Below are 26,923 nucleotides of genomic sequence, written 5' to 3'. Positions count from 1 at the left end.
AGGCGGTGCTATCAATGCAGGATTTGAGATTATGTTTTAAATTTTAAGAGGCAAGCAAGCCCTAGCTCACACATCTATAAAATCAAATCCTATACTTAAAATTTCAGGGGCGAGAGATTTCTCGCCCCTTTTTAAATTTAGATGCTACGCACTAGATAAATTTCATAGCTTCGCTCTTATGCAGATAATGATCTTATTAAACGCGCCGTATCCGCCCGCATAAAATTTTACCGCAAGCGCCGCAAGATAATTCATAAAATTCTACGCTTTCTATGCCTCTTTAAAATTCTGCGATACGAAAGAATTTAGGCTCAATTCGCAGAGGAATTTCATAGTCTGCCTTATGCTTAAAGAACTGGCGTAATCTTAGGTTCTTTTACCAAAGCCAAAAAAGCTTATCAAAGCGGCAATACCATCATTATTGGCTTTTATTGCTAAGGCTGGTGCCTTTTATTTATATCCTACGCTTTATATTTTAAAAGTAGCTACGAAATTTCGAAGTAAAAGTGAAATTGTATAAGAAAGATCTTGCAAAACTTAAAATTATAAAATTTTAAAACTGCTTATCTTAGAATTTATAAGCAAAATTTCGTAAGGTCTAAATTTTTAAAATTTTAAAATTCCGTGCTTTAGAATTTCAAATTTCAACACGCTTCTCATTAAGGTTTGGGCTAAATTTTAAATTTTAGGCAATTAAATTTTAAAATTCTGCGCCTAAATCTTGCCTGCGAATTTTAAAATTACCCAGCGCAGTTTCGATCGTTCGCTTCAAAGATGCGACCTGTTATAAAAATAAAGCTTACTCTACGCAAAACAAATCTCGGCACAAGCTTTGCTTTAGCTACACAAAGCCTTAAATTTAAACCTTGACGACAGGCAAAAATCTAACTGCTTACAATATAGAATTTCAAGCGGTATTCATAGCGTTGCAAACCTACCTTTTTTATAATTTTACAGTTTAGCAAAACAGGCTATACAAACGAACGGTCTATAAGTTTAAGATCTACTTTTTTGCAATTTTATACTAATAGAAAATATTTGATATCTCGTTAAGCTATGGATTTAAGCCTACTTTTTCGTAATTTTATAGAGTAAATTTCCAATGCTTTGGATTATCTGCACGAGTACGATCAGGATCACGACGGTGTATGCCATTATATCGGGGCGGAAGCGCTGAAAGCCATAGCGGATCGCCACGTCGCCGAGCCCACCGCCGCCGACCGTACCAGCCATCGCCGTAAATCCGATGATGACGATGAGCGTGAGCGTAATCGCGCCGATGATACTAGGCAGTGCCTCGACGAACATCACGCGGAAGATGATCTGCGTCTTGCTCGCGCCGAAGCTCTTCGCCGCCTCGATCACGCCGCTATCGACCTCTAGCAGCGCACTTTCGATGAGCCGCGCGATAAAGGGCGCCGAGCCGATAGTAAGCGGCACGATTGCCGCGGTCGTGCCGATGCTCGTGCCGACAAGAAGCTTCGTAAGCGGAAAGAGCACGATCAGCAAAATTATAAACGGGAAGCTTCGCAGCGTGTTTATCGCGACGTCCAGCACGGCGTAAACGATGCGGTTTTCGCACAGCCCGCCGCGACGCGTAAGGATGAGCACGATCGCAAGCACGAGCCCCAAAATAAACGCCAAAGCCGTGCTTACGAAGGTCATATACAACGTCCCCAGCGTCGCGTTTAGCAGCAGCTTCGGAATCACTCCGCTAAAAAAATTTTGTATCCACTCTATCATTTATGTCCTTTCCTTTTGTGCTTGCTTGCGCTATATTGGGCTTTTCACCATTTTAAATTTTAAAATTGACGGCGCGAGCCCGCTTCATTGTATCAGCTTATAGCCCACGCCGCGGATGGCGTGGATGTAGCTAGGCGCCTTGGATGTTTCGCCAAGCTTTAGGCGGATTCGACCGATGATGACGTCGATGCTTTTGCTCGAGGATTCCTCGCTTATGGAGCTGCAGTTGTAGATGAGCTCCTCGCGAGTGATTGCGCCGCCTTCCTTTTTGATGAGATACGAAAGCACGTCGTATTCGGCGATAGTGAGCGAGAGGGGCTGTCCTTTGAAGCTGATGACGTGGCGGAAATCATCCACTTCGAGATCTTTTTTGGGCTTGGCGGCACGCTGGAGCGAGTTTATGTCGTAGCGCTCGATGTGGCGTTTGATGCGCGCTAAAAGCTCTTGCGGATTATAGGGCTTTGGCAGATAATCGTCCGCGCCGAAGTCAAAAGCGTTGATCTTATCGGTCAGATCGTGGCGGGCGCTTGATATTATGATCGGTATATCGGTGTTTTTGCGGATCTCTTTGCAGACCTCAAGCCCGTCCATCCCGGGAAGCGTGAGATCTAAAATCACGAGGTTGAAATTTTCTAAATTTAACTTAGAAAGCCCCAAAAACGGATCGTCCGCGACGGTGATATCAATATCGTATTGTTGCAGATATTCGCTTAAAATTTCGGCGAGTTCTAAATCGTCCTCTATCATTAAAATTTTAGTCATAAAAAGCCTTTGAAATTTTGCGCGGATTATAACAAAATATAGTTTATATATTTTAAAGCGGCAGGCTGGGGCGAAATTTTATAAAAATGAGGCGAGAAGGGGTAAAATCTTGAAATTTTTTGAAATCTGGCAAAATTTCAAAAATAAGCTCCAAAAATATGGCGAAATTTTGAAATTTAAAGAAACAAAATCTGAAAAATTGACGAATTTGGGCTAAATTCGGCTAAATTTTGCCGATTTTTGCGTTTTTTTCTTAAAAAACTATTGTATTTTTTGCGAAACTATTGTAGAATACCGCCCAAACCACTTTATTTTAAAGGATTAGCATGAAAAAAGCTGATTTTATCCAAGTAGTTGCCGATAAGGCAGGTCTTTCTAAAAAAGATACCGTTAAGGTAGTTGATTCTGCACTTGAGGCTATCAAAGAGCTTTTGGTAAAAGGTGATGATATAAGCTTCATCGGCTTCGGATCTTTCGGCATCGCAGAGCGTGCAGCTCGCGAGGGTAAAGTTCCTGGCACAAACAGAACTTACAAATCTCCTGCTACTAAAGTAGTAAAATTTAAAGTCGGCAAACAGCTAAAAGAGGCTGTTGCAGCTGCAAAAGGCAAGAAGAAAAAATAATTTTCTTGCTCCAAGCCCCGTCTTCGGGGCTTATCTTTTTTAAATTTATACAATCATAGCTTTTCAAAATGCCCGAGTGGTGAAATTGGTAGACGCACCAGACTCAAAATCTGGCGAGGGCGACCTCGTGTCGGTTCGATTCCGACCTCGGGCACCATAAATATTCTTTAAATTTTATCCGGAATTTCAACCGCCTTTCATGAATTTCAACTTGCTATAAAATTTTTTATACTATTATTACCGCGGTATTTCTTTAAAAGAGGCAATTATTTATGATACGTAAAATTCTTATCGCCAATCGCGGCGAGATCGCGGTTCGCATCATTAGGGCCTGCAGAGATCTGCATATTAAAAGCGTCGCGATCTACACCAAACCCGACATCGATTGCTTGCACGTAAAAATCGCCGATGAGGCCTACGAGGTCAGCGCCGACGCGCTAAAAGGCTATCTGGACGCCAAAAAGATCGTCGAAGTCGCCAAAGAGTGTGGCGCTGATGCGATACATCCTGGATACGGCTTTTTGAGCGAGAATTTTGACTTTGCAAAGGAGGTGGAGGACGCGGGGATCATCTTCATCGGTCCGAAACCCGACGTTATTCGCAAAATGGGCAACAAAAACATCGCTCGCTACCTGATGCGCAAAAACGGCATTCCGATCGTGCCCGGCACCGAAAAGCTCAATCACGAGAGCATGGATACGATCAAAAAATATGCGCGCGAGATCGGCTATCCCGTGATTTTAAAGGCTAGCGGCGGCGGCGGCGGACGCGGTATCCGCGAGGTGTGGGAAGAGAAAGATATGGAGAGTGCCTACGACTCGTGCACGAGGGAGGCGAAGACCTTTTTTAACAACGATGAAATTTTTATGGAAAAACTCGTCGTCAAGCCGCGCCACATCGAGTTTCAGATCATCGGCGACAATTACGGTAACATCATTCACCTTTGCGAGCGCGATTGTTCTATCCAGCGCCGCCACCAAAAGATTATCGAGATTGCGCCGTGCCCCTCGATAAGCGAGCATCTACGTAAGACGATGGGTACGACTGCGGTAGCCGCGGCAAAAGCGGTGAATTACACAAACGTCGGCACGGTGGAATTTCTACTCGATGATTACAACAACTTCTATTTTATGGAGATGAATACCCGCATCCAGGTCGAGCACGGCATTACCGAGGAAGTTACGGGCGTCGATCTCGTCGTACGCCAGATCCGCATCGCAAACGGCGAAATTTTAGAGCTTGAGCAAAGCGACATTAAGCCGCACGGCTACGCGATCGAGGCGCGTATTACCTCCGAAAACGTCTGGAAAAATTTCACCCCCGTTCCCGGCACCGTTAGCGATTATTATCCAGCACTTGGTCCTTCCGTGCGCGTCGATAGCCACATCTACAAAGGTTATAAAATTCCGCCGTTTTACGACTCGCTTCTAGCCAAGCTAATCATCAAAACCACCGACTACGACCTGGCCGTCAATAAACTAGAGCGCGCGCTGAAGGAGTTTCGCATCGAGGGAGTGCGCACCATCATTCCGTTTTTGCTTAGCATCAGCAAATCGCGCGAATTCCGGCTTGGCTTTTTCGATACGAGCTACGTAGAGAAAAATTTAGACAAAATTTTAGAAAACACCATCGACGATATGCAGCCGAATAAAAACGAAGCGATCGCCGCCATCATCGCTGCGATGCGCAAATCGGCGCGGATTTAGGAAAGAGCATGGATTTTTTAGATAGCCTAAAAGATATAAAAAAGGATATGCTTAAGGACAAGGCGGCAAGTTTCGCGCCCAAAAAGCCCAAAAAACCTAATCCAAATCGCGACGAGTTTAAAGATATTTTTAAAGATGACGATTCGGGTCTGCAAAGCGGGGGCGTCCTAGACGGCGACGCGGAGGAATTCGACGCAGCCAAAGAGAGCATCGCCGCACGCGAAAAGCGCCTCAAAGACGAGTTTTTAAAATACGTGGACGCGGCGAATATCAAAAAGCTGAATGACTGAAATTCCATTTTGTACGCTGGATTTTGCCTGCCCCTATCTAGGCGGCAAAGCCGCACGCAGCGAGTATCTCTACATAAAAGACTGCGACTTCGAATATAATTCAAACTTAGTGCAGCACGGCTACCGCCGCTTCGGCAGGTATTTTCAAAAGCCCGTTTGCGCAGCCTGCGCGGAGTGTAAAAGCTTGCGCGTCGATGCTTCAAATTTTAAATTTAGCAGATCGTACCGCCGCGTCTATAAAAATAATCGCACGACCGCCTATGTATGGCAATCTCGCCCGCTTTTAAACGATGCGCGTTTGGAGCTTTTTGCGCTCTATCACGACTACATGCATCTAAAAAAGGGCTGGCCTCTGCAAGAGATCGATTTTGAGCGATATGATGAAATTTACGTCCAGGGTCACGGCGACTTCGGCAAAGAAATTTCTTACTACGGCGAGGACGGGCGGCTTATCTGCGTCGATCTCATCGATATCGTGGATGACGGCATTAGCTCGGTGTATTGTTACTACGATCCGTATCTGCCGCATCTAAGTCTGGGTAAATTTTCGCTTTTAAAACAGATCGAGTTCGCCCAAGATTTGGGGCTGCGCTGGATATATTTGGGCTACGCGGTGAAGCAGTGCCCGAGCCTGGCGTATAAATTTAGCTACGAGCCGTATGAAATTTTAAACTCATACACAGAGCTAGACGTCCCCGCTGTGTGGGAGGGGTGCATACAGAGATAGGTTCCACGCGCGGACGCCAGGAGCGACCTAAATAGACATACGCGCTACGCGGAAAAATGGGCTCCGCTTGCCCCCGCAGTCTATAAATACGTCGCGCGGTAGAGATCGTACCGCCACGTAGAATTCGGTCGCGCGCAGATACGACGCGGTATGTTAAAAGCGCGCCTCGGAGTCAAATCTCGCGCTGAAATTTAGCGCGTTATGAGTCTTCAAGGCTTTTGAGTCACGGCGGGCGTTAAATTTTGCGCTGAAATTTAGCGCCGCTCGGCCTGCGAAAATATCCGCGGCGAGGAAATTTAAGGCGATGGAATTTAAAATGAGGGCAGATGGATTTGCAAATTTTACGGCAGGCTCAGCATTTGCATATTGCAAGACGGCACACGCGGCTTTTGAGCGTACTTGACTCTTGAGTGCGCGCGAAAAAGGGCGATCGGTTTCGTAATATAACTCTTACGCTGCCGCAATTAGCCTTGGCGCTGCGACCGGCTTCCGCATTGACCTAATTTCGGTATCGCGATCGGCTATAGCGTCGCAACCGACGCCGCTACGTAAGCGGCGAAGCGCAAAAAGATGGCTTATAAAGCACGATACAGCATATATTTTGTAAAATTTAAGCAAACTGCGAAGCCGCAATAAGACGGCCGGTTACGGCAAATTTATCAGCTCGACTTTGTTTTCCAGCGATTTTGGGATCAATAAAACCTTGCCGTCGCTTGAGATGTCCGCAGGTCTTTGCATCGCGCCGAGGTTTATTTTGCGTATCTGCCCGTTTGCATCAATACGCCAAATTTTGCCGCTTAAAAGATCCTCGCCCCAGTCGCTAACTAAAATTTCGCCGTTTTTTCCGCGCGCCATGCCGTAGAAAACCCCCTTCATATCGGCAAAGATTGAAATTTCGCGAGATTTCAGATCCATGCTTAGCACGCGCCCAGGAACCTTTCCGCTAAGATCGAAGGTGGTGATCAGGAGCTTGTCGCCTTTAGCCAAAAGTCCGTTTGGGCTGCCTAGCGATGGATCGATGCGCGCAAACTCATCCGCGGTGCGCGAGAGCAGGTCGATGCGCCAGATCGTCCCACGCGCGGGATCGCTTGCGAGCAAAACCTCGCTGCCGAGCGCTACGACGTCGTTTAAGGCCTGCGCTCCCTCGATTTTTAGATTGAAAACCTCCTGACCTTTGCTAAAGCCCCTGATCGCGTCCAGATCGCACACGTAGAGCACGTCGCCGATCTGCGCCATTCCGCCAGGATTTACCAGATCGTCTATAAAATTTGTCTCAACGACACCCGAGTTTTTTACTATACGGCTGATGAAGCCGTCGCGCTCTTGTGGATCTTCACTACTGCCGCGATTTGCGATATAAAAAGCGTCATCGGTAATAAGTGAACCACTAGGTGCGCTAAATCCGTCGATCTCTAGGCCAAAAAGCGCGCCCGCCAAGGCGCACAAAAGTAGAACCTTTTTCATAATCTCTCCTTGATCTCGCCAAAATTTTAAGAATTTTAAAATTTAAACCAAAAGCGCTGGGGCGTCCGGTTAAAATTTTGAACTCCGTAGCGAGCTTTAAGATGAGCGAAATTTAGACCCGCAGAGCAAATAAAAGTGCAATTTTAGTTAAACGAGTCGGCAAAATCGGTGAAATTTGAGCGGGCTAGGAGGTTTGTTTTACGCGGCTCGTTTTTAATTTGATGCGTCGAAGCCGAAGCGAGTTGGTTTACGCCGCCGCTCGCAGAATTTAGCCGTGAAATTAGACGGCATTGCGCGTAATTTCAAGCACCGTTGCATATGTAATTCATTTGCGGCTGTGTTCGTTTTGAAATTTAATTCTGCGAGTGGATATTTTTTGCAAACTGTGGGCGTGATTGTAGTGCGCAGACGGAGGCATCGCGTTTAGAGATACCTCACGCTTTAAAATTTGATTTAATTTAAACAAAGTGTGATTAAAATGCGATTTAAATTTTATGTACCACGGGTGTAAATTGCGGTCGCGAAAAGAGAACCTGCCGCAAAAAATTATTTAAAATTTACAGTGTACAAAACGCCCTTTGAAATTTAAAAATTTTAAAACGAGTCTATATGCTCTTTAAAAATTTAATACGTGAAATTTAAACTTTGAATAGAACGCGCCATCCGATCCTTACTGCGCCTTTAAAATTTAATATGCTAAATTTTAAACGCTAGATTCAAATTCCGCCACCATAATTACTTTAAAGATTTAAAGTGCAAAATTTAAACCCTAGCTTTAGAATTAGGCGCGAACGATAAAATTTGCTTTTAAGATTTAAAGCACAAAATCAAATCGCTCTATCGTACGGCCGTGGCAGTGGCTTTAAATTTTAATATGCAAAATTTTAAATCAAGTGTCGCGCGTACGACTAATCGCAGCCGCTCGCTTGAAATTTAAATCGTAAAATTTAAATTGCAGAAATTAATGCGCGCGCCGAAGCGGGAAGTGAAAATCCAAAGCGCTCTGGCTGACTTAGATGCTAAAATCCTCGCCGAGGTAGAATTTGCGCACATTCGGATCGTTAGCTATCTCTTTTGCGGTACCGCCTGCGAACAGCTCGCCGTCTTTGATGACGTAGGCGCGGTCACAGATCGCAAGCGTTTCGCGGACATTGTGATCGGTGATGAGCACGCCGATGCCAAGATCGCTTAAATCGCGCACGATGCTTTGGATATCGTTAACAGCGATCGGATCGACGCCCGCAAACGGCTCGTCCAAAAGTAGAAATTTCGGCGTTATCATCAGGCTCCGCGCGATCTCGCAGCGCCTGCGCTCGCCGCCACTTAGGCTCACGCCTTTGCGCAATCTGATCGGCTCGATGTTGAGTAGATTTAGCATCTCATCGACTTTGCGTGAGGCCTCTGCTTTATTTTTATAGGTAATCTCTGCAGCGAGCATTAAATTTTCTTCAACGCTAAGCTCCTTAAAGATGCTGCTTTCTTGTGGCAGGTAGCCGATGCCGAGCTTAGCGCGCTTATGAAGTGGAACCTTTGCGATGCTATTTTCATTAAGCAAGATATCGCCACCGCTAGCGCTTATCAGCCCGCAGATCATATAAAACGTCGTGGTTTTGCCCGCGCCATTGGGCCCTAGCAGCCCCACGATCTCGCCATTGTAAAGTTCTAGCGAGATTCCTTTGATGATCGGCGTGCCTTTTATGGTTTTTTTAAGACCCCTGACTTCCAGTTTATGCATAGCTTACCTCGTATTTTCGCCCTTGCGCGTGCGGCGTGATCCTCACTACGCAAAAATCAAGCTCATATTTTTTAAGTAAATTTATCAAATTTTCGTCCGCCCATTCGATAAGATGAAGCCCCTCTTCAAATAAATTTTCAAATAGCCCGTTTTTTAAAATCCCTTCGCAGCCGCCGTTATAGATGTCGTAATGATAAATTTGTCCGTAGTTTTGCATGGTCGAAAATGTAGGCGAGCTCACGTGCTCGTCTAGCCCATGCGCTCGCACGATCGCGCGCGCAAGCGTCGTTTTGCCGCTGGCAAGATCGCCGATGAGCAAGATTATGCCGCTTTTTGGCAGAGCTTGCACGAGGCGCGAAATTTCATCCTCGCCGCAGACGAGTTCAAAGCTCTTGGACATACTTTGCCTGCTCGCTTTTGGGCGTATTTTTCGCGCTAGGAAAGGCTAGGACCTTAAAGCTTTGTTTTCTATCTAAAAAGCTTATCGTGATAACGTCGCCGATTTTAAGCTCTTTGGCGGGCTTTGCTACGACGCCGTTTACGGCCACGACGCCGCTTTTGCACATATCTTCGCTGATGGCGCGCCGCTTGGTGATATTGACTGCGTTTAAAAATTTATCGATTCTCATAGGCGTGAGTTTAGCGATATTTGCCTTAAAAGCAACTATTAAACTATTTTTGGTAGAATTTCGCCAAATTTTACGTAAAGGATTTGAGATGGCAAAAGATGTAAAAAAGGTCGTTTTGGCGTATTCCGGAGGACTAGATACTAGTATTATTTTAAAGTGGCTCGGCGATACTTACGGCTGCGACGTGGTGACGTTTACTGCAGATATCGGTCAGAATGAGGATTTGGAGCCGATCAAAAACAAAGCTTTGAAACTGGGCATCAAAAAGGAAAATATCTTCGTAGAGGATCTGCGCGAGGAATTTGTGCGCGATTACGTATTTCCGATGTTTCGTGCAAATGCCGTCTATGAGGGCGAGTATCTTTTGGGCACGTCGATCGCGCGCCCGCTGATCGCTAAAAAGCTAGTCGAGATCGCGAAAAAAACCGGCGCGGACGCCGTAAGCCACGGCGCGACCGGTAAGGGCAACGATCAAGTCCGCTTCGAGCTTGGCGCATACGCGCTAAATCCAGATATCAAAGTGATTGCGCCGTGGAGGCTATGGGATCTGAACTCTCGCGAGAAGCTGCTTGCCTACGCTAAGAAAAACGGCATCGATATCGCCTCAAAGCCAGGCAAATCGCCGTATTCGATGGATGCGAATATCCTTCACATCTCCTACGAGGGCTTGGTGCTGGAAGATCCCGCCCATGCGCCTGAGGAGGATATGTGGCGATGGACCGTGAGTCCTAAAAATGCGCCCGATAAGAGCGAGATCATCGAGATCGAATACAAACACGGCGATCCCGTAAAGCTAAACGGCAAGGCGCTTAAGCCGCACGAGATGCTAGCCGCGCTTAACGAGCTCGGCGCTAAAAACGGCATCGGCAGGCTCGATCTAGTAGAAAATCGCTACGTCGGTATGAAGAGTCGCGGTTGCTACGAAACTCCGGGCGGCACGATCATGCTAAAGGCTCACCGCGCGATCGAGAGCATCACGCTAGATCGCGGCGCGGCGCATCTAAAAGACGATCTAATGCCGCGCTACGCCGAGCTTATATACAACGGCTTTTGGTTCAGCCCTGAGCGCTTGCTGCTTCAAGAGCTGATAAACAAATCCCAAGAGCACGTAAACGGCAAGGTTAAGCTAGAGCTTTATAAGGGTAACGTGACCGTGCTGGGCAGAGAAAGTAAGAGCGATAGCTTGTTTAATACCGATTTTGTGACGTTTGAAGAGGATAAAGTTTTCAATCAAAAAGACGGCGACGGGTTTATCAAGCTAAGTGCGCTAAGATTTATCATCGCGGGCAAGAATGGACGCAAGCTTTAGCTGAAATTTTGCCGCACGGCGACAAAGCGCACGGGCAGATTTCACAAAACGAAATTTTAAAATTTATCGAAAAAGCGCGAGCGGCTGCGGGCAGGTTTCATGAAATTTCATTAAATTTCAGATCCGCCCGCGCCGCTATAAAATTTTATAAATTTAAAGCTAAATTTAAAAGGATAATGGATGAAAGTATTACTAATAAAAGACGTTAAGGGGCTCGGAAAGGCGGGCGAGGTAAAGGAGGTCAAGGACGGCTACGGCAATAACTTCTTAATCGGCAAAGGCTACGCCAAAGCCGCTACGACGGAGGTTTTGCGTAAATTTGAAGCGGATAAGAAAAAGCAAGCCGAACTTGAAAAATACGAGGTCGCGAGCTTGCAAAAACTAGCCGAGGAGCTAGCCAAGATCCGCGTAAAGATCGTAAAACAAACGGGCGAGAGCGGCGCGCTTTTCGGCTCGGTTACCAAAGATGAGATCGCAACCGCGCTAAAAGAGCAAAAAGGGATCGAAATCGATAAGAAAATTTTAGAGACCGAGGCTATCAAAACGACCGGGATTTACGACGTAAATGCCAAGCTAAAGCACGGCATAAGCGCTAAATTTGAGATAGAGGTGGCTAGTGTTTGAAGCGACTACCATTTTAGCCTACAAAGGCGCGAAGGCCTCGGTCATCGGCGGCGACGGGCAGGTTACGTTCGGAAACACCGTCTTAAAGGGTAATGCGACTAAAATTCGAAAGATCGGCAAAGAGGGTAATGTTTTAGCGGGCTTTGCGGGCAGCACCGCCGATGCGTTTAATCTTTTTGATATGTTTGAGAAGTGCTTAGATGGCGCAAAGGGCGATCTTTTAAGGGCGGTGATAGAATTTAGCAAGCAGTGGCGCAAGGATAAGTATCTGCGAAAGCTCGAAGCGATGATGCTGGTGCTGGATCGCAAAAATATCTTTTTGCTTAGCGGTACGGGCGATGTGGTAGAGCCGGACGACGGCAAGATCGCAGCGATCGGAAGCGGCGGGAATTACGCTCTTAGCGCGGCGCGAGCTTTGGATAAATTTGCAAGCTTAGACGAAGAGGAGCTCGTAAAGCAAAGCCTTAAAATCGCGGGCGAGATTTGCATTTACACAAACGAAAACATCAAAACATACGCAATTTGGGACGAAAAGAGATGATGACGCCAAAGCAGATCGTAGAGAAACTAGACGAATATATAATCGGACAAAATAGCGCCAAACGCACGATAGCGGTAGCTTTGCGAAATCGCTACCGCAGAATGGCGCTCGAAGATGAGATGAAAAACGAGGTGATGCCCAAAAACATCCTAATGATCGGATCTACCGGAGTGGGTAAGACAGAGATCGCGCGTAGGCTTTCAAAGATGTTCGGGCTTCCTTTTATCAAGGTCGAGGCGAGCAAATATACCGAGGTGGGCTTCGTGGGGCGCGACGTGGAGAGCATGGTGCGCGATCTGGCTGCCGCGTCGGTAAATTTAGTGCGCGGTGAGGAATTTGAAAAGAACAAAGACAAGATCGATGATTACATCAAGCGTAAAATTTTAGAAAAAGTCCTTCCGCCGCTTCCGCGCGGAGCGAGCGAGGAGAAGGTCGCAGATTACGAAAAAAGCTACGAAAAGATGGCGGCTAAGCTCGAGCGCGGCGATCTGGATGATCTTAGCATCGAGATCGAAGTGAGCGAAAATGCGCTTGAATCAAATCCGAATTTACCGCCCGAGATGGCGAATATGCAGGAAAGCTTCATCAAGGTAATCGGAATTTCGACGCGCAAAAGCAAAAAAGAGATGAAGGTCAAAGACGCCAAAGTTGCCCTTAAAAGCGAGGCTAGCGAGAAAGTTCTCGATATGGAGAGCATCAAGGCAGAAGCCGTTAGGCGCGCGCAAAACGAGGGCATCATCTTTATCGACGAGATCGATAAGGTGGCGGTCTCAAGCGGCAATAGCGGTAGGCAGGATCCGAGCAAAGAGGGCGTGCAGCGCGATCTGCTTCCGATCGTGGAGGGCAGCAGCGTAAGCACGAAATTCGGCAATATCGACACCGATCACATCCTTTTTATCGCCGCGGGCGCCTTTCATATCAGCAAGCCGAGCGATCTCATACCCGAGCTTCAGGGGCGCTTCCCGCTTCGCGTCGAGCTTGACAGCCTAGACGAGGCGGCGCTGTGCGAAATTTTAACCAAGCCGAAAAATTCGCTTCTTAAGCAGTACTCGGCGCTTTTAAAGACCGAGGGCGTGGAGCTGGAATTTAGCGAGGACGGGGTCAAGGCGATCGCGAAATTTGCGGCGAGTACGAACGAAAAGGTCGAGGATATCGGCGCTAGAAGGCTGCATACGATAATGGAAAAGGTGCTTGAGGATATCAGCTTCGAAGCGGATAAGTTTAAAGGGCAAAAGATCGTCGTGGATGAAAAACTCGTAAGCGAAAAGCTCGCAGGCATCGCAAGCGACGAGGATCTGGCGAAATACATTTTATAAGGCGGCGCGGTAGCTACTTTTAGAATTCTACAGAGTCGCGGAATTTTGCGCTTTTGAAATTTGCAAAGCGTTAGAATTTTGGGCGCAAAATTTAGCGGAATTTTAAAGATACGCAGAATTTCGTTCTTTTAAATTTGGTGATACTTTGAAATTTTAAGTCTGTAAAATTTCAGGAATGATCGAAATTCTGTGCTGCGCGGGTTATATGTCAAGCCGTAGCGCATGGCAGGATAGAATTTAAAATTTCGCGATCAATTTATGAAGTTGCAGAATTTGCGGCTAGTAGAATTTGGGATAGATAAAATTTTGCGCCGAGGCGGGTAAAATTTATCGCTACCGCGCGGCTTGAAATTTTAAATTTTACCCGCTTATGTGATGGCGGAATTTCAAAATTCCACCGCTCGTGCGGAGCCGATTTGTATGAAGCGATATTTTAAATTTGCTTGCTAGGGCTTGGCGCTACGGTCGCAAGCAGGATAAAATTTTATAAATTTAAGGAAAATATGAAAAGCGGATTTGTAACGCTCATCGGGCGGACGAATGCGGGCAAGAGCTCACTGTTAAACTATCTCTGCGGCGAGAAAATTTCGCTCGTCTCGCACAAAATCAACGCTACGCGCCGTAAGATTAACGGCATCGCGATGAACGGCGTAGATCAGGTGATTTTCACGGACACGCCGGGGCTGCACGAAAGCGCCAAGCTGATGAATAAACTGATGGTCGAGGTGGCGCTCGGGGCGATTGAGGGCTGCGATTTGGTGCTGTTTTTGGCGCCCGTGCACGATGATACCGCAGAATATGAAAAATTTTTAAATTTAAACGCAGGCGCCAAACACATCGTTATTCTAACCAAAATAGACGAAGCAAATGACGAAAAGATCGTGCAAAAGCTGCTGCAATATCAAAAATTTACCGATAAATTCGAAGCGATAATCCCTGTTAGCATCAAAAAAAAGGTCTATAAAAAGCAGGTTTTGGATGAAATTTGTAAAATTTTGCCCGAGCATGAGTACTTTTACGATCCCGAAATTTTAAGCGCGACCAACGAGCGCGAAATTTACCGCGACTTCATACTTGAGGCGATCTTTGAGAGTATGAGCGACGAGATCCCGTATTGCAGCGACGTCGTGATGGAAAAAGTAGTGGAAAAACCGGGTCTGATCTCGGTATATGCGCGGATCATAACGGACAGCAATTCACACAAAGAGATGCTGATCGGCAAAAATGGCGAGGCGATCAAACGGATCGGAATTCGAGCCAAAAAGTTAATTTCAAATTTTTCTAAGGTCAAAATTTACTTAAAATTAACAGTTTTTGTAAAAAAAAGCTGGAAAAATAACGAATTTATGGTAAAAACCGATTTTATCTATTGACATTTTATTTTATTTCTATTAGTATTAGCAGCGTAGAAAATTTCATTTGGAAGTGGAGTGTTATGGCAAAGAATAGTAAAAATGCTAGTTCGATTGTTGCGATTAACAAAGTCACGCAAACCATATTCGGTCTAAGTGAGAATGAAGTTTTCGAGCACGACTTCTCAAAAGCAAATCGTGCGAAGGAAACTTACGTCTCATATATTCCGTATAAGGATATAATGACTGCGACGGTCGAGATAAGCAGATCGGTAGAGGACGCGGATCTTTTAGATGCGATCGTCGTTAAGGTGTATGAGGAGCTGGGGCTTGACACCGCTTTGGATTACAAAATCACTTATAGTGAGGTAATAGGCGCTGGCGGCGATGATAGAATTTTCAATGTCTTTGTCGTAGATAATGCCAAACTCACTTCAGAATTCGATGCGATCGCCGCTAGGACGAACTACATCGACTATGTGGCTATGGCTCCATTTTTATACGAGGGCTTGTATAATAGAGGCGTCCTAACTCGCGACGGAATCGACTGCTTCATATACTTGCAGCGCGACGATGCGTTTTTGGTAGTGTATCAAAACGGCGAATATTTTCAATCTCGTCAAGTAAGATATAACCTAAAATTTTTGCATGAAAAATATGTCGAGCTAGTCGGTAGTAGAGTCGATGAAGAGAGCTTTTATAGATTGCTCTCCAAACAGGGAGTAAATTTAGAAAATCCGACCGAACGCGATTATATGATCCAAATTTTTGACGATATGTTTTACTACATCAACGACGTGTTGAACGGTATTAGTAAAATTTACAACGTCAATATTCAAAATGTCTATATCGGAACGGATATCGGTAAAATTCCTGCGATCGAGGTTTTTGTAGAAAATAATCTAAAGCTAAGATACAAGGATTTTAATTTTAACGTTGCAATCAACGCAAAAGATTATCCGCTCACTCAGCTAGATATTTTGATGTTCTTGGTGGGTCAAGATTATTTGGTTACCAAAGATGACGATCACAACTACTCGCCGTTTATGAGACCTCCGCCTTTGACCCAAAGATCAACCGGCAAGCTGATAGGCTATATGTTGCTAGGCTGCTTACTTGGGGCTGTGTATCCTGCGTATAACTTCGGCTATGGATATTATAATAATATGGTAGCTAATGATAAAACTAGCGAATATCAAGGTTTGGAAGATCAGATGGTTCCTGCTAGAGCAGAAAATGCGCGTTTGGATAAAGAGACTAAAGAGGTAAATGCCCAGGCTGCTAAGAGTGGTAAGGAGCTTAACGACAGGCGCGATCTAATTAATGCCATCTTAGACAAGAAAAACAATTACGCTATGAAGGGTGTTTCTATTTTTGAGCTAACCAATATGGTCGTTAAAAATAAGGGCAATATGGTTAGGATCGGTGATGAGAATAGGACTCTAACTGTTCAGGTGCGCACCAAAAACGATAAGCAGATGACCGAGCTTTTAGAGGATATCAGTAAAAAAGAGGTGTATGGCGTGGATACTAAAACAATCGCGCTGCAAGAGGGTAATAAAACCGTCTTTTACGATAGCAACATCAGTGTGGAGGTTAAATAATGAAAAAGAAAAGTTCATTAGATCAACTTGATCAATGGTTTGCCTCCAAGGGAAATAGTGCAAATAACTATTTTTATATAGCTTTATTGTTTGTAGGTGTGGTAGCTTACTTTATTTTGAGTGGCTATGCGGATCCGTATTTAGAGGAGAGCGAAACAAATCTAAGTACTGCCACGACGAAGCTTGAAGGCGCACAAAGAGAGTATAACGAGTTTTTTGGCGGTGATCCTAAAGCTTTCGTTGATAATAAACGCAATATCCTCAATGGTGCTAGGACCAACCTTAACAATATCATTGAAGAGCGCGGGTATCTAGACGGTAAGCTAAAAGAAATTTCAAAGCTTACCTATAATGAAAAGAACTGGGCTAAATTTATGGATAGCCTCTCAACGATCGCAGAGAATAACAATATTAAAATTTATGCTATTCACAGCGATAGAAGAGAGCCTAGCATCAAACAAATTTTTCAGCCTGAAGCCTTGCTGGATATAGATGTGAAATTTGAAGGAGCATTTTCGAACGTCCTTAGGTATATCAACCTTATCGAACAATCGGAGATGATCGTAGATGTAAATAAGATGGATATCAATGCCACTAAAAATGGCAAAATCGGTGGAAGCATCGGTATATCTATCTGGGGAGTAAATTACTAATGAAAAAGTTAATTTTATGCTCTTTGCTACTTTCTACTGCTCTATTTGCTGTAGATAATAATCAGACGGTGGCGCCTAGTAATGGAGCCTATAAAGCTAAATACGATGCGATATTCGATGATCTTAGTAAGCCTAGAGTGGGTCTTAGTGATGAGCAGATAGCTTCTTTGCAAGATCCGTTCTATCCTAAAGAAGCCAATGTGCCTAGAGAAGCTAATCAGCAGGTGGATCTAGGTTATCAGCTAGTAGGTATTATGGGTGATAAGGTTAAGCTAAACGATAAGTGGTATGGTTTGGGCGAGTATGTAGGCTCATATAAGATCGTGCAAATAACGGGTAATAGCGTTATTATTACCAACGACGATGAAAATAAAGTCGAACTAACACTAAAACAAGGAAGTCAAAATGTCATTATTACATATAAGTAAAAAGCTTAGCATAGCTGCTATGCTTGCTTTGTCTGTTACGGCTACTAGTCTATATGCCGCTCCCGCAACTACAGGTAACTGCGATAGGAAGGCGCTAAATATCAAGATTAACGATACCGTTACGCTAAATGAGATGCTAACTCAGCTATCCGATATGTGCCGCTTTTCAGTGGTAGCAAAAGATGCTATCGCTCAAGAGGAGATGAGTAAGCCACTGCAAGGCGTAAGCATCAAAGACCTTTCTTTACGCGAAGTTTTAGATCTACTCATAAAAGAGAATAATCTAAGCTATGAGTATTCTCATGGCATATTAAAAATTTCAGCGCTAGAGACTAGGACTTTTAAAGTGGATTACATCACCTCTATTAGAGAAGGTACTGCTGTTACTAAATCTTCTGTCGATTCCGCACCTACGAAAGTGGATGATAGCGACGATAAAGAAAATAAAGAAGATAATAAGATCACTACCAAAGAGAAATTTGATTTTTGGGAGAAGATTAGCGAGGAAATCACCTCTGTTTTAAATAACGGTACCGAAAAATACGTCGCAGTCGCTCCTATTATAAATCAAAATGCCGGTTTAGTAACCGTTACTGCTATGAAGTCTCAGATAGCTCGCGTAGATAGATATCTAAGCGGTATGCAAAAACGCCTTAGTCGTCAAGTCTTGCTAGACGTAAATATCATATCTGTCGAGCTAAATAACGAATACACTACCGGTATTGATTGGAGTAAATTTCAACTAGGATTTAATACCTATGTAGGTGGAGATCCGACTAAGCTTTCAGGATATCACATAGATAACGGAAATAGAGGAAAGGCTAGCGATACTCACGGAACTTGGACGATAGGGGCTAATCTAAATTTTAATATCGACGGTTTGATTAACTTTCTAGAGACTAAAGGTAAAACCAAGATTATTTCAAGCCCTAAGGTAACTACGATGAATAATCAGCCTGCTATTATCTCCGTAGGTGATACCATTAACTATGTATTGAAATCTACTACTACAGGTGATTATCAAGGCGGAGATACCCAGTCGGATGATCAGTATTCGATCTTTGTAGGTATTCTTTTGAATATCTTGCCTGAAATTTCAGATGATAATAGGATTATGCTACGAATTAATCCGTCTTTAAGTTCTCTTAAATATGCAGAAGATAATGTAAGGAGAGAGAATGGCAGAAGAGATATCGCACCTGATACCTTGCAAAAGAAACTCTCTAGTGTAGTTTGGGTAGATGATGGCGATACTGTAATTTTAGGCGGTTTAATCGGCGCAACTAAGTCCAAGAATAACACTAGGGTGCCTGTGCTAGCTGAAATTCCATTAATCGGAAATCTTTTCAAGAGTACTGCCGATGTTTTGAGCACATCAGAGCTAATCTTTGTAGTAACTCCACATATCATCGACAATACCGGCGCGCCGCTTGCTACCTCTCTTAAAGAGCTAGGTTACTCAAAATCCATCTACGAAAATGAGTAATAACTATACGGCGATCAAGGAGATTTTTATCGAGGATAACGAAGTCTCAGACTTCGTTAATCTCGATAAATCGACCCTTGCTTATCATAAAATTTTAAATGCTTTGCAAAAGCCGTTAAAACTTATACTTTTCTACGGCAAACCGGGCTGTGGCAAGACATTTTTGCTTAATAAGATCAAGGTCGATCTTGAAAAAAAGGTAAGAGTCGTATTTGTGCCGCAGCCGTTTTTTGATGAGAAAGAATTTTTCTTAGAGCTGTATTCGCAGATTTTTCATTCAACTCCTAGCGAGCCGATTGATAATTACGAGAATTTTATGCGAGTTTACAGAGAGAGATTTGGAATTTCTACTAACGTAGGGGCGGTAGAGCAGGTCGTTATTTTGCTTGATGAGGCTCAGCTGTATCCTGGGAATTTGATAGAAAAAATTCGCCTTATGGCAGATACTAGACTATTTAAATTTTTATTTACGGTGCATAAGACGGATGAGGAAGATCGCCTCGCGAAGGATTATTTTAAAACTAGAATTTGGGAGAGCATCGAGCTTCCTAATTCAAATTTAGGCGAAGTCAAGTTGTATATTGAAAAAAAGCTTGTGCTTCATGGATTTCAACAATACTATTTTATGTTTAGTGACGATAATTTCGATTTGATTTTAAATTTAACGGACGGCAACATGAGGAATATCAACAAGCTTATGTATAAGATGTATGAGCTTTTTGAGTATTACGAAGTAAACAAACCTACGGAAATTAGTTTTTCGCAGATTAATAATAAAATTATAGAGATGGCAGCGATAGGCTCGGGGATAATAAATGCTTGAATTTTACGAAGTAAACGAACTTGAAAAAAAATGGGAAGAGTATAACAAAAACAGAAAGCAGTTTTCTTTCCTGAAATCTAAGCCGAATTTCGTATTGAGATTCGACAAGACGATTTTGGGGCTTTTGATATTGATCTCGGTTGCGATCGGAGCGATATTTTGGCTGCTTAAAGATAGTGATAGCGTCAGTATGGCAAGTATCAATCAAAATATTGAGGATAAGGGCGGAGCTACAAATTCTGCTAGTGATGCCGAGCAGCAGGCGGCAGATCTTGCAGTGCAAAATAATATCTCTAAAGAGGATTATAACATTAGCGCGCCGAAAGTTGCCCGCGCTTCTAAACACGAAAAGGAACGCCCAAGTTTAAATTTAAACGATGTGGGTGTGCTATCCAGCGAGGATTCCGGTGGATTTAAGATAACCAATAATTACGAAAATGGCGGAAACTATGGCGGGCAGGCTCAGGCGCAGAATTTCGGCGGTCAAAATTTTGGCAATCAGAATTTTGGCAATCAAAATGCTCCTACATTTAATGTGCCTAATACCAATAACGCAGCTTTTGCAAATCAGCCACCTAAAAATGAGGTTATCGATTTTGGGCGTGCTCCATTGCCGCCTAAATCAAATTTCTCGGGAGGTTCTACAAATACCGCAAGTAGCGCTCCGCTAAGTTCCAGAATTGAGATAAAAACTTCAAATTTAAGCGAAGATAAGCAGAGCTTGGAGAGTAAATTTTACGCGACGAATAAGATTGAGTATTCGCTATCGCTAGCCGAAGAAGCGTATAATAAGAAAGACTACGACAATGCGATCAAATGGGCTCTTACGTCAAATGAGCTTGATAAGGACAACGTCGCTAGCTGGATAATTTTTGCTAAAGCCAATTATAAAAAGGGTCGTAAGGAAGACGCGCTTTACGCTCTTGAGACCTTTAACGCAAAGGCGAAAAATAGCGAAATTTCTAACCTCATTTCAAAGATAAGAAGCGACAAACTATGAAAATTTTATATATTTTAGCTTTTGCGATCGCGTCGTTATTTGCAGTTAGCGCCGATGACGTGCGCAACTGGGATCAGATCGGTCAGTATAACCGTATCTGCCAAGAAAGCGTGCGAAATTTATTCATCGAAGAACAAAGCGAGGCACTTGCGAATATGTATGCCAAAGCGTGCCTGAAGATGGACAAAGTAAATGAGCTTGTAGTGCCTACGGTAATGCTTTATAAAACCAAAGAGGCTCGCGAGAACGCTTCTCTTTATTCGACCATAATTTTTCAAAAAAAGATGCTTTATTTGGCGCTTTGCGACGGTGTAGACATAAGCTATATAAGAACGCCTAAAATTAATTATATTTTGTCTGAAATTTTTGATAAATTTACGGAGAGAGCATACGTAAAAAAGAGTGATACGTATGTCTTTACCCTAGAAAACGGCGAGCGCGCCGAGCTTTTTATCAAAGAAGAGGAAGAGGTAAAAAAGATGGTAATTGCAATTTATACTGGCGATAAGCTTAGCTCGATTAAAATTTATTGGTGATCGCGATGACGAAGATTGAAGAGCAGATCGTTGCGATTTTAATACGAAACAATATCCTTACTAGCACCGTTGTTCCGGAAATCAAGGACAAGATGGATATCGGCTTGACGCTAGGAGAGGTTTTAGTCGGAGATAACTATCTAAGCCAGGATGATTTTTGCTCAATTTTAGTTGAGCTGTACAAGCGTCGTCAGATAGCATTTGACGATATAAGCGAAAAATTTTCGATGGATCCAAAGGAATTTTTGCAAATTCTAGCCAAGAAAATGAACCTGTCGTATATGAATTTAGATGATATCGATATAGACTTCAGGCTATCGGAACGCACTCCTACCGCACAGCTTAAAAGATACGGCGTGATACCGGTTAAAGCGGATGATCTGAATATTTACGTTGCTTTTTCTGATCCGTTTAATCTTGAGTCGCAAGATAAAGCGCAGGCTATGTTTAGCAAACAGCTGCTTAAAATCGTAGTAGCCGATCCAAATCAGGTAAATAAATATCTATCTAAGCTTGAGCTTTCAGAGAGCATTAAAGGGCTCGTAGCGGAGATCCGCAAAGAGCTCGCCAACACCGGCGGTAGCGGAAGCAGCGATGATACCTCGGCGATTTTGAAGCTCATTGAGATGATAATTAGTCAGTCTATTAAGATGCGCGGTAGTGATATTCACATCGAGCCTACCGAGAATAACTGCGTCGTTCGCACCAGAATCGACGGAATGCTCGCTGAAATTTTTATCTTTGATAAGGATATCTATCCACCGCTAGTAAGCCGATTGAAGCTACTTTCAAATATGGATATCGCCGAGCGCCGTAAGCCGCAGGACGGTAGATTTAGTATGAAAATTTCAGGTCGCGAATATGATTTTCGTATCTCGACACTGCCTATTATCAACGGTGAATCTACAGTTATGCGTATTCTAGATAAATCCAAAGTTATCATAAGCCTGGAAAAGCTCGGCATGCACCCTGATAGCTTTAAGAAATTTAATAACGCTATGAAGGCTCCATATGGTATTATCTTGGTTACCGGACCTACAGGAAGCGGTAAGTCTACGACGCTATATGCGGCGCTAAACGATATTAAAAATATCGATACCAAGGTCATTACCGTAGAAGATCCGGTAGAGTATCAAGTAAATTTAATCCAACAAGTCCAAGTTAACGAAAAAGCAGGTCTTACCTTTGCTTCGGCACTGCGCTCGATTTTAAGACAAGACCCTGACATCATAATGATCGGTGAGATTCGTGATCAAGAGACCCTTAGAATCGCGATCCAGGCTGCTCTTACGGGACACTTGGTTTTTTCGACCCTACACACTAACGACGCCGTTAGCGCGATCCCGCGAATAGTGGATATGGGTATCGAAGCCTATCTCATAAGCGGTGCACTGATTGCGGTAGAGGCGCAACGTCTTGTGCGAAAGCTTTGCCCGCACTGCAAGCAGCCTACGAATCTACCTAAATCGATGCTTGATCAGCTGAAGGAATTCTTGCCTGAAAAATACACATTTTTTAAGGCCGTAGGTTGCGATCAATGCGGTCAAACGGGCTACATGGGGCGTGAGATGATTAGTGAAATTTTACCTATTACCGATAAAATGCAGAGCTTGATCGCTAACGGTGGCTCAAAGGACGATATGAGAGCCTTGGCGAAGGAGGAGGGATTTATAGATATGTTTGAAGACGGTGTTATACGTGCTGCGCGCGGAGTAACTAGTATAGAAGAAATTTATAGGGTGGCTAAACAATGAAAAAGCAATTAGAAGTTGAATACAACGCCAAGGGCGCAAGAAGGAAGATGTTTTTGCAAGCCAGCGATAAAGTGCAAGCAAACAACCTCATGAAGCAGCGCGTAGGCGGGACGATTGTAAAAAGAGGTGAAACCCAAGTCGTAGCCAATACGGGCGGCGATTTTAAGGCGCAGGTTTCGCGCATGCTAGGTGGAAGCGGAAGAGTTAGAACGTTGCCGTTAGTAGCGTCGATCCGTCAGCTTTCCGTTATGACAAATGCCGGAATTTCAATCCACGACTCGATCAAAGAGGTCGCAAGGGCGGCAGAGGATAAGACGCTAAAAGAGATTTTTAGTGCTATGAACGATGATCTTAACGCAGGTCTTAGCTTGACAGAGTCTACGGAGAAATTTAGAGGTCAGCTTGGCGATGTCGTCGTTGCGATGGTAAGTCTGGGCGAAGCTACCGGTAATATGGCAGAATCTCTAGCTAAGCTTGCTGCTATGCTTCAAGAGCTTTGGGAGAACCAGCGTAAATTTAAAAAGGCGATGCGTTATCCTATGATCCTTATGATTGTTATGGCGATTGCGTTTTCGGTTTTGATGATGTATGTCGTGCCGAAATTCCGCGAGATTTTTGAGGATTTGGGCGCGGATTTGCCACTACCTACTAGAATTCTACTTGGCATCGAAAGTACTCTTAATAATTATGGAATTTTTGTTTTAGCAGGCATCATAGGCACTATCATAGCTCTTAGATGGGCATATCGCAATAACGATGAGTTTAAAAAGGGCTTTGACAAGACGATTTTAAAGGTCTATCTATTTGGTAAGATCATATTTTTCTCGACGATGTCGCGATTTATGCTTATTTTTACAGAGCTTGTGCGAGCGGGTATCCCTATCGCAGATGCGCTGGATACATCTGTTTTAATGGTGGATAATCATACTTTAAAAGAGAAGCTCTCTACCGTTAAAATTGCCGTGCAGCAGGGCGTGAGCCTAACCGAGGCGTTTAACAATACAGGGCTTTACGAAAGTATGCTTATTCAGATGATCAGCGCGGGCGAGCAGGCCGGCAACCTCGATAAGATGCTTGGCAACGTCACGGATTATTATAAAGAGAAATTCGATGATATCATCGATAATATCTCAAGCTACGTCGAGCCGATCATGCTATTTTTTATGGCAGGCATGGTTCTTCTTTTGGCTCTGGGTATCTTCATGCCTATGTGGGATCTGGGCAAAGCCGTCAAAAACTAACTCCTTTAATTCCGCGCCTGTGAGGGCGCGGAATTTTATCAAAGCATTAAAATTTCATCCTTCAAATAAAATTTTAACCTTCGTTTGGCTAAAATACCGCTTTAAATTTAAGGATCAATCATAGTTAAAGAAGTATATTTTATCGTCATATCGGCTATCATAATATTTTTTGGGCTTGCTACTATTGCACCCGATTCCGCGCTTGTAGGTAGCGCAGGCAACGCCATCCGCTCATTTAATACCCAGCTATTCGGCTATTTTGCATACATCTATCCGCTATTTTTGCTCGCCTTAGCATACGTAGCCTATAAGCATTTTCGCGGTTTTGACTTTAGATTTTTTGAGTTTAGCATCGGAGCCATTTTGCTATTTTTTACCATTTTGATGGTGCAGTCGAGTCTCTTTGGCGCTAGCGGCGGAGCAGTCGGCAGCTTTGCAGTGGATGGGCTTAGGCGAATGATCGGAAGCGTCGGCGTGTGGATTTTTAATATTACGATTTTTGTGCTTTCGCTAGTGCTCATATTTGAAGACCGTTTTACCGACATCATCAAAAACTGCTTTATTGGCTCAAGAGATGAAAGCTCGCAGGATGAAATTGGGGACGATTTCGCTAGCGACGCGGATACATTGCAAAGGGACGGGCTTGCAAGGCATTCGTCTGCGCAGGGCTTGAGAGGTGCGGAAAATTTTAACGCTTTGAATGACGCTTTGAGCGCAGAGGAAAATTCGGCGAAACAGGGTAATTTTGCGGAGCAAGGTGCAAGCGGGCGCAGTTTTGAAGGTGAGCGAAATTTACAAAATTTAAACGATACTCGCGAGCCTGAAAATGAGCAGAATTTCAGTGATGCACAGGGTCCGCAGGCTTCCACTGAACGCGAGCTTAAAATGCCGCAAAAGGGAAAGCCGAGCAGGCTAAAAAGGGTCGAGCGCCTAAGCGAAGTCGCCGAAAATAAAAGGCTTTTGGATCAGCTCGACAAGGGCAGGGTGGCTAAGCCCAAGGATTTTAAGCTGCCGCCGCTTGATTTTTTAAACCCGCCGCCGAAAAAGAAAAGTAGCATCGACGAGAGCGAGATCGATCGTAAAATTTATGACCTGCTCGATAAACTGCGTAAATTCAAGATCGACGGCGACGTGGTGCGGACCTACTCAGGTCCGGTCGTTACGACATTTGAGTTTCGCCCTGCCGCGCACATTAAGGTAAGTAAAATTCTAACGCTGCAAGACGATCTTGCGATGGCTCTTAGGGCGCAGACCATTCGCATCCAGGCGCCGGTTCCTGGCAAAGATGTCGTAGGCATCGAGATTCCGAATCAAAATATCGATACGATCTATCTGCGTGAAATTTTAGAAAGCGACGTGTTTAAAAGCGCCTCCAGTCCGCTTACCATCGTGCTTGGCAAGGACATCGTGGGGCAGCCTTTCGTCACCGATCTTAAAAAGCTGCCGCACCTTCTCATTGCAGGCACCACCGGAAGCGGCAAGAGCGTGGGCATCAACGCCATGCTTTTAAGCCTTTTGTATCGCAACTCGCCCAAGAGCCTGCGCCTTATAATGATCGATCCGAAGATGCTCGAGTTTAGTATTTATAACGACATCCCGCACCTGCTGACGCCCGTCATCACGCAGCCTAAGCAGGCGATTATCGCGCTAAGCAACCTTGTCGCCGAGATGGAGCAGCGCTACTCGCTCATGGCGCAAAACAGGACGAAAAACATCGACAACTACAACGAAAAGATGCTGCGCGAGGGCGGCGAAATTTTGCCTTACATCGTCGTTATCATCGACGAGCTCGCGGATCTGATGATGACGAGCGGCAAGGACGTGGAGCACTACATCGCGCGTCTGGCGCAGATGGCGCGCGCTAGCGGCATCCATCTCATCGTAGCGACGCAGCGCCCTAGCGTGGACGTCGTCACGGGGCTGATAAAGGCGAATCTGCCTAGTCGCATCAGCTTCCGCGTGGGCTCGAAGGTCGATAGCAAAGTGATTTTGGATCAGATGGGCGCAGACAGCCTGCTCGGGCGGGGTGATATGCTCTTCACGCCGCCTACCGCGCCGGGGCTCATCCGCCTGCACGCGCCGTTTACGACCGAGAATGAGATCAACAAGATCGCGGAATTTTTAAAGGCGCAAGAAAGCGTCGTTTATGACGAGCGATTTTTGATCGAAAACGAGGGCGCCAAGCAAGAAGGTGGCATAATCAATCCGCAAAATATCGTGCTTGACGAGCTTTACGACGAGGCGAAGGCGATTGTTTTGGAGGAGGAGAAGACCTCGATCAGCTACCTGCAGCGCCGCTTGCGTATCGGGTACAACCGCGCCGCGACGATCATCGAGCAGCTAGAACAGATGGGTGTTTTAAGCGAGATCAACGCCAAAGGCCAGCGCGACATAATCAAGTAAATTTCAAAATTTTGATAAAATTTAAGCAGCGAAATTTTGAAATTTATTGGATTTGCGGCGTCGGAATTTTTAAAATTTAACCGATCTGCGTCGGTGAAATTTTAAAATTTATCGGATTTGAAGCGGTGGAATTTTAAAATTTTTTGATCTGCATGGCGGATTTTAAATTTTAAA

The 26,923-nt window shown here is 44.5% G+C and carries 25 protein-coding genes and 1 tRNA gene; 20 read left to right on the top strand and 6 right to left on the bottom strand.

Annotated features, from left to right (window positions below; translation table 11 throughout):
* Positions 1-1,068 precede the first annotated feature (1,068 nt).
* Entirely contained in the window at positions 1,069-1,743 is a 675-nt protein-coding gene (locus Q0101_RS03415; RefSeq protein WP_297942340.1) for a methionine ABC transporter permease, read from the bottom strand.
* A gap of 84 nt (positions 1,744-1,827) precedes the next feature.
* A complete protein-coding gene (locus tag Q0101_RS03410) occupies positions 1,828-2,505 on the bottom strand; it encodes a response regulator transcription factor (protein WP_297882598.1) in 678 nt (225 codons plus the stop codon).
* Positions 2,506-2,831: 326 nt separating this feature from the next.
* Here Q0101_RS03410 and Q0101_RS03405 point away from each other — a divergent pair, with 326 nt between their 5' ends.
* The 5 genes from Q0101_RS03405 (at position 2,832) to Q0101_RS03385 (ending at position 5,851) form a co-directional block, all read left to right on the top strand.
* Entirely contained in the window at positions 2,832-3,128 is a 297-nt protein-coding gene (locus tag Q0101_RS03405) for an HU family DNA-binding protein (RefSeq protein WP_291937435.1), read from the top strand.
* Positions 3,129-3,198: 70 nt separating this feature from the next.
* Positions 3,199-3,285 (top strand) — tRNA-Leu (locus Q0101_RS03400).
* 115 nt (positions 3,286-3,400) lie between these two features.
* Positions 3,401-4,834 (top strand): acetyl-CoA carboxylase subunit A, encoded by a 1,434-nt coding sequence (locus tag Q0101_RS03395; protein WP_297942338.1) that lies wholly within the window; start codon positions 3,401-3,403, stop codon positions 4,832-4,834.
* A gap of 8 nt (positions 4,835-4,842) precedes the next feature.
* Positions 4,843-5,124: a hypothetical protein gene (locus Q0101_RS03390; RefSeq protein ID WP_297942336.1), complete on the top strand. Its 282-nt coding sequence runs from the start codon at positions 4,843-4,845 to the stop codon at positions 5,122-5,124.
* Positions 5,117-5,851, top strand: coding sequence for an arginyltransferase (locus tag Q0101_RS03385; RefSeq protein WP_297942333.1), 735 nt, complete (start codon positions 5,117-5,119; stop codon positions 5,849-5,851). The genes Q0101_RS03390 and Q0101_RS03385 overlap by 8 nt, the downstream gene beginning before the upstream one ends.
* A gap of 645 nt (positions 5,852-6,496) precedes the next feature.
* On the opposite strand, the gene Q0101_RS03380 is transcribed toward Q0101_RS03385, so the two are convergent.
* The 4 genes from Q0101_RS03380 to Q0101_RS03365 all read right to left on the bottom strand — a co-directional run bounded on the left by Q0101_RS03380 (position 6,497) and on the right by Q0101_RS03365 (position 9,679).
* A complete protein-coding gene (locus Q0101_RS03380) occupies positions 6,497-7,315 on the bottom strand; it encodes an ATP-binding protein (RefSeq protein ID WP_297942330.1) in 819 nt (272 codons plus the stop codon).
* A 1,012-nt stretch (positions 7,316-8,327) separates the two neighbouring features.
* Positions 8,328-9,050: an LPS export ABC transporter ATP-binding protein gene (gene lptB, locus Q0101_RS03375; RefSeq protein ID WP_291937416.1), complete on the bottom strand. Its 723-nt coding sequence runs from the start codon at positions 9,048-9,050 to the stop codon at positions 8,328-8,330.
* The gene (gene tsaE, locus Q0101_RS03370; protein ID WP_297942328.1) at positions 9,043-9,450 is read right to left on the bottom strand and encodes a tRNA (adenosine(37)-N6)-threonylcarbamoyltransferase complex ATPase subunit type 1 TsaE; all 408 of its coding nucleotides are present in this window, start codon (positions 9,448-9,450) and stop codon (positions 9,043-9,045) included. The genes lptB and tsaE overlap by 8 nt, the downstream gene beginning before the upstream one ends.
* Complete coding sequence (locus Q0101_RS03365; RefSeq protein WP_295152076.1) at positions 9,434-9,679, bottom strand: S4 domain-containing protein; 246 nt, start codon at positions 9,677-9,679, stop codon at positions 9,434-9,436. The genes tsaE and Q0101_RS03365 overlap by 17 nt, the downstream gene beginning before the upstream one ends.
* 88 nt (positions 9,680-9,767) lie before the next feature.
* Here Q0101_RS03365 and Q0101_RS03360 point away from each other — a divergent pair, with 88 nt between their 5' ends.
* The 15 genes from Q0101_RS03360 to Q0101_RS03290 all read left to right on the top strand — a co-directional run bounded on the left by Q0101_RS03360 (position 9,768) and on the right by Q0101_RS03290 (position 26,749).
* A complete protein-coding gene (locus Q0101_RS03360; protein WP_297942326.1) occupies positions 9,768-10,988 on the top strand; it encodes an argininosuccinate synthase in 1,221 nt (406 codons plus the stop codon).
* Positions 10,989-11,168: 180 nt separating this feature from the next.
* Positions 11,169-11,612: a 50S ribosomal protein L9 gene (rplI, locus tag Q0101_RS03355; RefSeq protein WP_295152082.1), complete on the top strand. Its 444-nt coding sequence runs from the start codon at positions 11,169-11,171 to the stop codon at positions 11,610-11,612.
* The gene (gene hslV / locus Q0101_RS03350) at positions 11,605-12,153 is read left to right on the top strand and encodes an ATP-dependent protease subunit HslV (protein ID WP_177389129.1); all 549 of its coding nucleotides are present in this window, start codon (positions 11,605-11,607) and stop codon (positions 12,151-12,153) included. Before rplI ends, hslV begins: the two co-directional genes overlap by 8 nt.
* Positions 12,150-13,469 (top strand): HslU--HslV peptidase ATPase subunit, encoded by a 1,320-nt coding sequence (gene hslU / locus Q0101_RS03345; protein WP_297942322.1) that lies wholly within the window; start codon positions 12,150-12,152, stop codon positions 13,467-13,469. Before hslV ends, hslU begins: the two co-directional genes overlap by 4 nt.
* 503 nt (positions 13,470-13,972) lie before the next feature.
* A complete protein-coding gene (gene era / locus Q0101_RS03340) occupies positions 13,973-14,842 on the top strand; it encodes a GTPase Era (RefSeq protein ID WP_297942320.1) in 870 nt (289 codons plus the stop codon).
* A 62-nt stretch (positions 14,843-14,904) separates the two neighbouring features.
* On the top strand, positions 14,905-16,425 hold the full coding sequence (locus Q0101_RS03335; protein WP_297942316.1) for a hypothetical protein: 1,521 nt from the start codon (positions 14,905-14,907) through the stop codon (positions 16,423-16,425).
* The gene (locus Q0101_RS03330; protein ID WP_295152091.1) at positions 16,425-17,078 is read left to right on the top strand and encodes a hypothetical protein; all 654 of its coding nucleotides are present in this window, start codon (positions 16,425-16,427) and stop codon (positions 17,076-17,078) included. The genes Q0101_RS03335 and Q0101_RS03330 overlap by 1 nt, the downstream gene beginning before the upstream one ends.
* A complete protein-coding gene (locus tag Q0101_RS03325) occupies positions 17,078-17,506 on the top strand; it encodes a hypothetical protein (RefSeq protein ID WP_297942314.1) in 429 nt (142 codons plus the stop codon). Before Q0101_RS03330 ends, Q0101_RS03325 begins: the two co-directional genes overlap by 1 nt.
* Positions 17,484-18,992, top strand: coding sequence for a pilus (MSHA type) biogenesis protein MshL (gene mshL, locus Q0101_RS03320; RefSeq protein WP_297942312.1), 1,509 nt, complete (start codon positions 17,484-17,486; stop codon positions 18,990-18,992). Before Q0101_RS03325 ends, mshL begins: the two co-directional genes overlap by 23 nt.
* A complete protein-coding gene (locus tag Q0101_RS03315; protein ID WP_005870282.1) occupies positions 18,985-19,815 on the top strand; it encodes an ATP-binding protein in 831 nt (276 codons plus the stop codon). The genes mshL and Q0101_RS03315 overlap by 8 nt, the downstream gene beginning before the upstream one ends.
* Complete coding sequence (locus tag Q0101_RS03310) at positions 19,808-20,815, top strand: hypothetical protein (protein WP_297942310.1); 1,008 nt, start codon at positions 19,808-19,810, stop codon at positions 20,813-20,815. The genes Q0101_RS03315 and Q0101_RS03310 overlap by 8 nt, the downstream gene beginning before the upstream one ends.
* The gene (locus tag Q0101_RS03305) at positions 20,812-21,351 is read left to right on the top strand and encodes a hypothetical protein (protein ID WP_297923674.1); all 540 of its coding nucleotides are present in this window, start codon (positions 20,812-20,814) and stop codon (positions 21,349-21,351) included. Before Q0101_RS03310 ends, Q0101_RS03305 begins: the two co-directional genes overlap by 4 nt.
* Before the next feature lie 5 nt (positions 21,352-21,356).
* Positions 21,357-23,105 (top strand): GspE/PulE family protein, encoded by a 1,749-nt coding sequence (locus Q0101_RS03300; RefSeq protein ID WP_177389147.1) that lies wholly within the window; start codon positions 21,357-21,359, stop codon positions 23,103-23,105.
* Positions 23,102-24,346 carry a type II secretion system F family protein gene (locus Q0101_RS03295; RefSeq protein ID WP_297942308.1) on the top strand — a complete coding sequence of 415 codons (1,245 nt, stop codon included), beginning with the start codon at positions 23,102-23,104 and terminating at the stop codon, positions 24,344-24,346. The genes Q0101_RS03300 and Q0101_RS03295 overlap by 4 nt, the downstream gene beginning before the upstream one ends.
* Before the next feature lie 159 nt (positions 24,347-24,505).
* Entirely contained in the window at positions 24,506-26,749 is a 2,244-nt protein-coding gene (locus Q0101_RS03290; protein ID WP_297942343.1) for a DNA translocase FtsK, read from the top strand.
* Positions 26,750-26,923: the final 174 nt, after the last annotated feature.

The organism is uncultured Campylobacter sp., assembly GCF_937921625.1.
Classification (GTDB): domain Bacteria; phylum Campylobacterota; class Campylobacteria; order Campylobacterales; family Campylobacteraceae; genus Campylobacter_B.
The sequence above is the reverse complement of the archived record's forward strand: the minus strand, read 5'-3'. Positions and strand labels throughout refer to the sequence as shown.

Excerpts from the sequence above, each read along its gene's own strand:
- Q0101_RS03300 (WP_177389147.1), top strand. The coding sequence starts at position 21,357 with ATGACGAAGATTGAAGAGCAGATCGTTGCGATTTTAATACGAAACAAT.
- Q0101_RS03310 (WP_297942310.1), top strand. The coding sequence starts at position 19,808 with ATGCTTGAATTTTACGAAGTAAACGAACTTGAAAAAAAATGGGAAGAG.
- Q0101_RS03380 (WP_297942330.1), bottom strand. The coding sequence starts at position 7,315 with ATGAAAAAGGTTCTACTTTTGTGCGCCTTGGCGGGCGCGCTTTTTGGC.
- Q0101_RS03335 (WP_297942316.1), top strand. The coding sequence starts at position 14,905 with ATGGCAAAGAATAGTAAAAATGCTAGTTCGATTGTTGCGATTAACAAA.
- Q0101_RS03405 (WP_291937435.1), top strand. The coding sequence starts at position 2,832 with ATGAAAAAAGCTGATTTTATCCAAGTAGTTGCCGATAAGGCAGGTCTT.
- Q0101_RS03305 (WP_297923674.1), top strand. The coding sequence starts at position 20,812 with ATGAAAATTTTATATATTTTAGCTTTTGCGATCGCGTCGTTATTTGCA.
- hslU (WP_297942322.1), top strand. The coding sequence starts at position 12,150 with ATGATGACGCCAAAGCAGATCGTAGAGAAACTAGACGAATATATAATC.
- Q0101_RS03410 (WP_297882598.1), bottom strand. The coding sequence starts at position 2,505 with ATGACTAAAATTTTAATGATAGAGGACGATTTAGAACTCGCCGAAATT.
- Q0101_RS03330 (WP_295152091.1), top strand. The coding sequence starts at position 16,425 with ATGAAAAAGAAAAGTTCATTAGATCAACTTGATCAATGGTTTGCCTCC.
- rplI (WP_295152082.1), top strand. The coding sequence starts at position 11,169 with ATGAAAGTATTACTAATAAAAGACGTTAAGGGGCTCGGAAAGGCGGGC.
- Q0101_RS03385 (WP_297942333.1), top strand. The coding sequence starts at position 5,117 with ATGACTGAAATTCCATTTTGTACGCTGGATTTTGCCTGCCCCTATCTA.
- lptB (WP_291937416.1), bottom strand. The coding sequence starts at position 9,050 with ATGCATAAACTGGAAGTCAGGGGTCTTAAAAAAACCATAAAAGGCACG.
- Q0101_RS03415 (WP_297942340.1), bottom strand. The coding sequence starts at position 1,743 with ATGATAGAGTGGATACAAAATTTTTTTAGCGGAGTGATTCCGAAGCTG.
- Q0101_RS03325 (WP_297942314.1), top strand. The coding sequence starts at position 17,078 with ATGAAAAAGTTAATTTTATGCTCTTTGCTACTTTCTACTGCTCTATTT.
- Q0101_RS03390 (WP_297942336.1), top strand. The coding sequence starts at position 4,843 with ATGGATTTTTTAGATAGCCTAAAAGATATAAAAAAGGATATGCTTAAG.
- Q0101_RS03395 (WP_297942338.1), top strand. The coding sequence starts at position 3,401 with ATGATACGTAAAATTCTTATCGCCAATCGCGGCGAGATCGCGGTTCGC.
- tsaE (WP_297942328.1), bottom strand. The coding sequence starts at position 9,450 with ATGTCCAAGAGCTTTGAACTCGTCTGCGGCGAGGATGAAATTTCGCGC.
- mshL (WP_297942312.1), top strand. The coding sequence starts at position 17,484 with ATGTCATTATTACATATAAGTAAAAAGCTTAGCATAGCTGCTATGCTT.
- Q0101_RS03295 (WP_297942308.1), top strand. The coding sequence starts at position 23,102 with ATGAAAAAGCAATTAGAAGTTGAATACAACGCCAAGGGCGCAAGAAGG.
- Q0101_RS03365 (WP_295152076.1), bottom strand. The coding sequence starts at position 9,679 with ATGAGAATCGATAAATTTTTAAACGCAGTCAATATCACCAAGCGGCGC.
- Q0101_RS03315 (WP_005870282.1), top strand. The coding sequence starts at position 18,985 with ATGAGTAATAACTATACGGCGATCAAGGAGATTTTTATCGAGGATAAC.
- Q0101_RS03360 (WP_297942326.1), top strand. The coding sequence starts at position 9,768 with ATGGCAAAAGATGTAAAAAAGGTCGTTTTGGCGTATTCCGGAGGACTA.
- era (WP_297942320.1), top strand. The coding sequence starts at position 13,973 with ATGAAAAGCGGATTTGTAACGCTCATCGGGCGGACGAATGCGGGCAAG.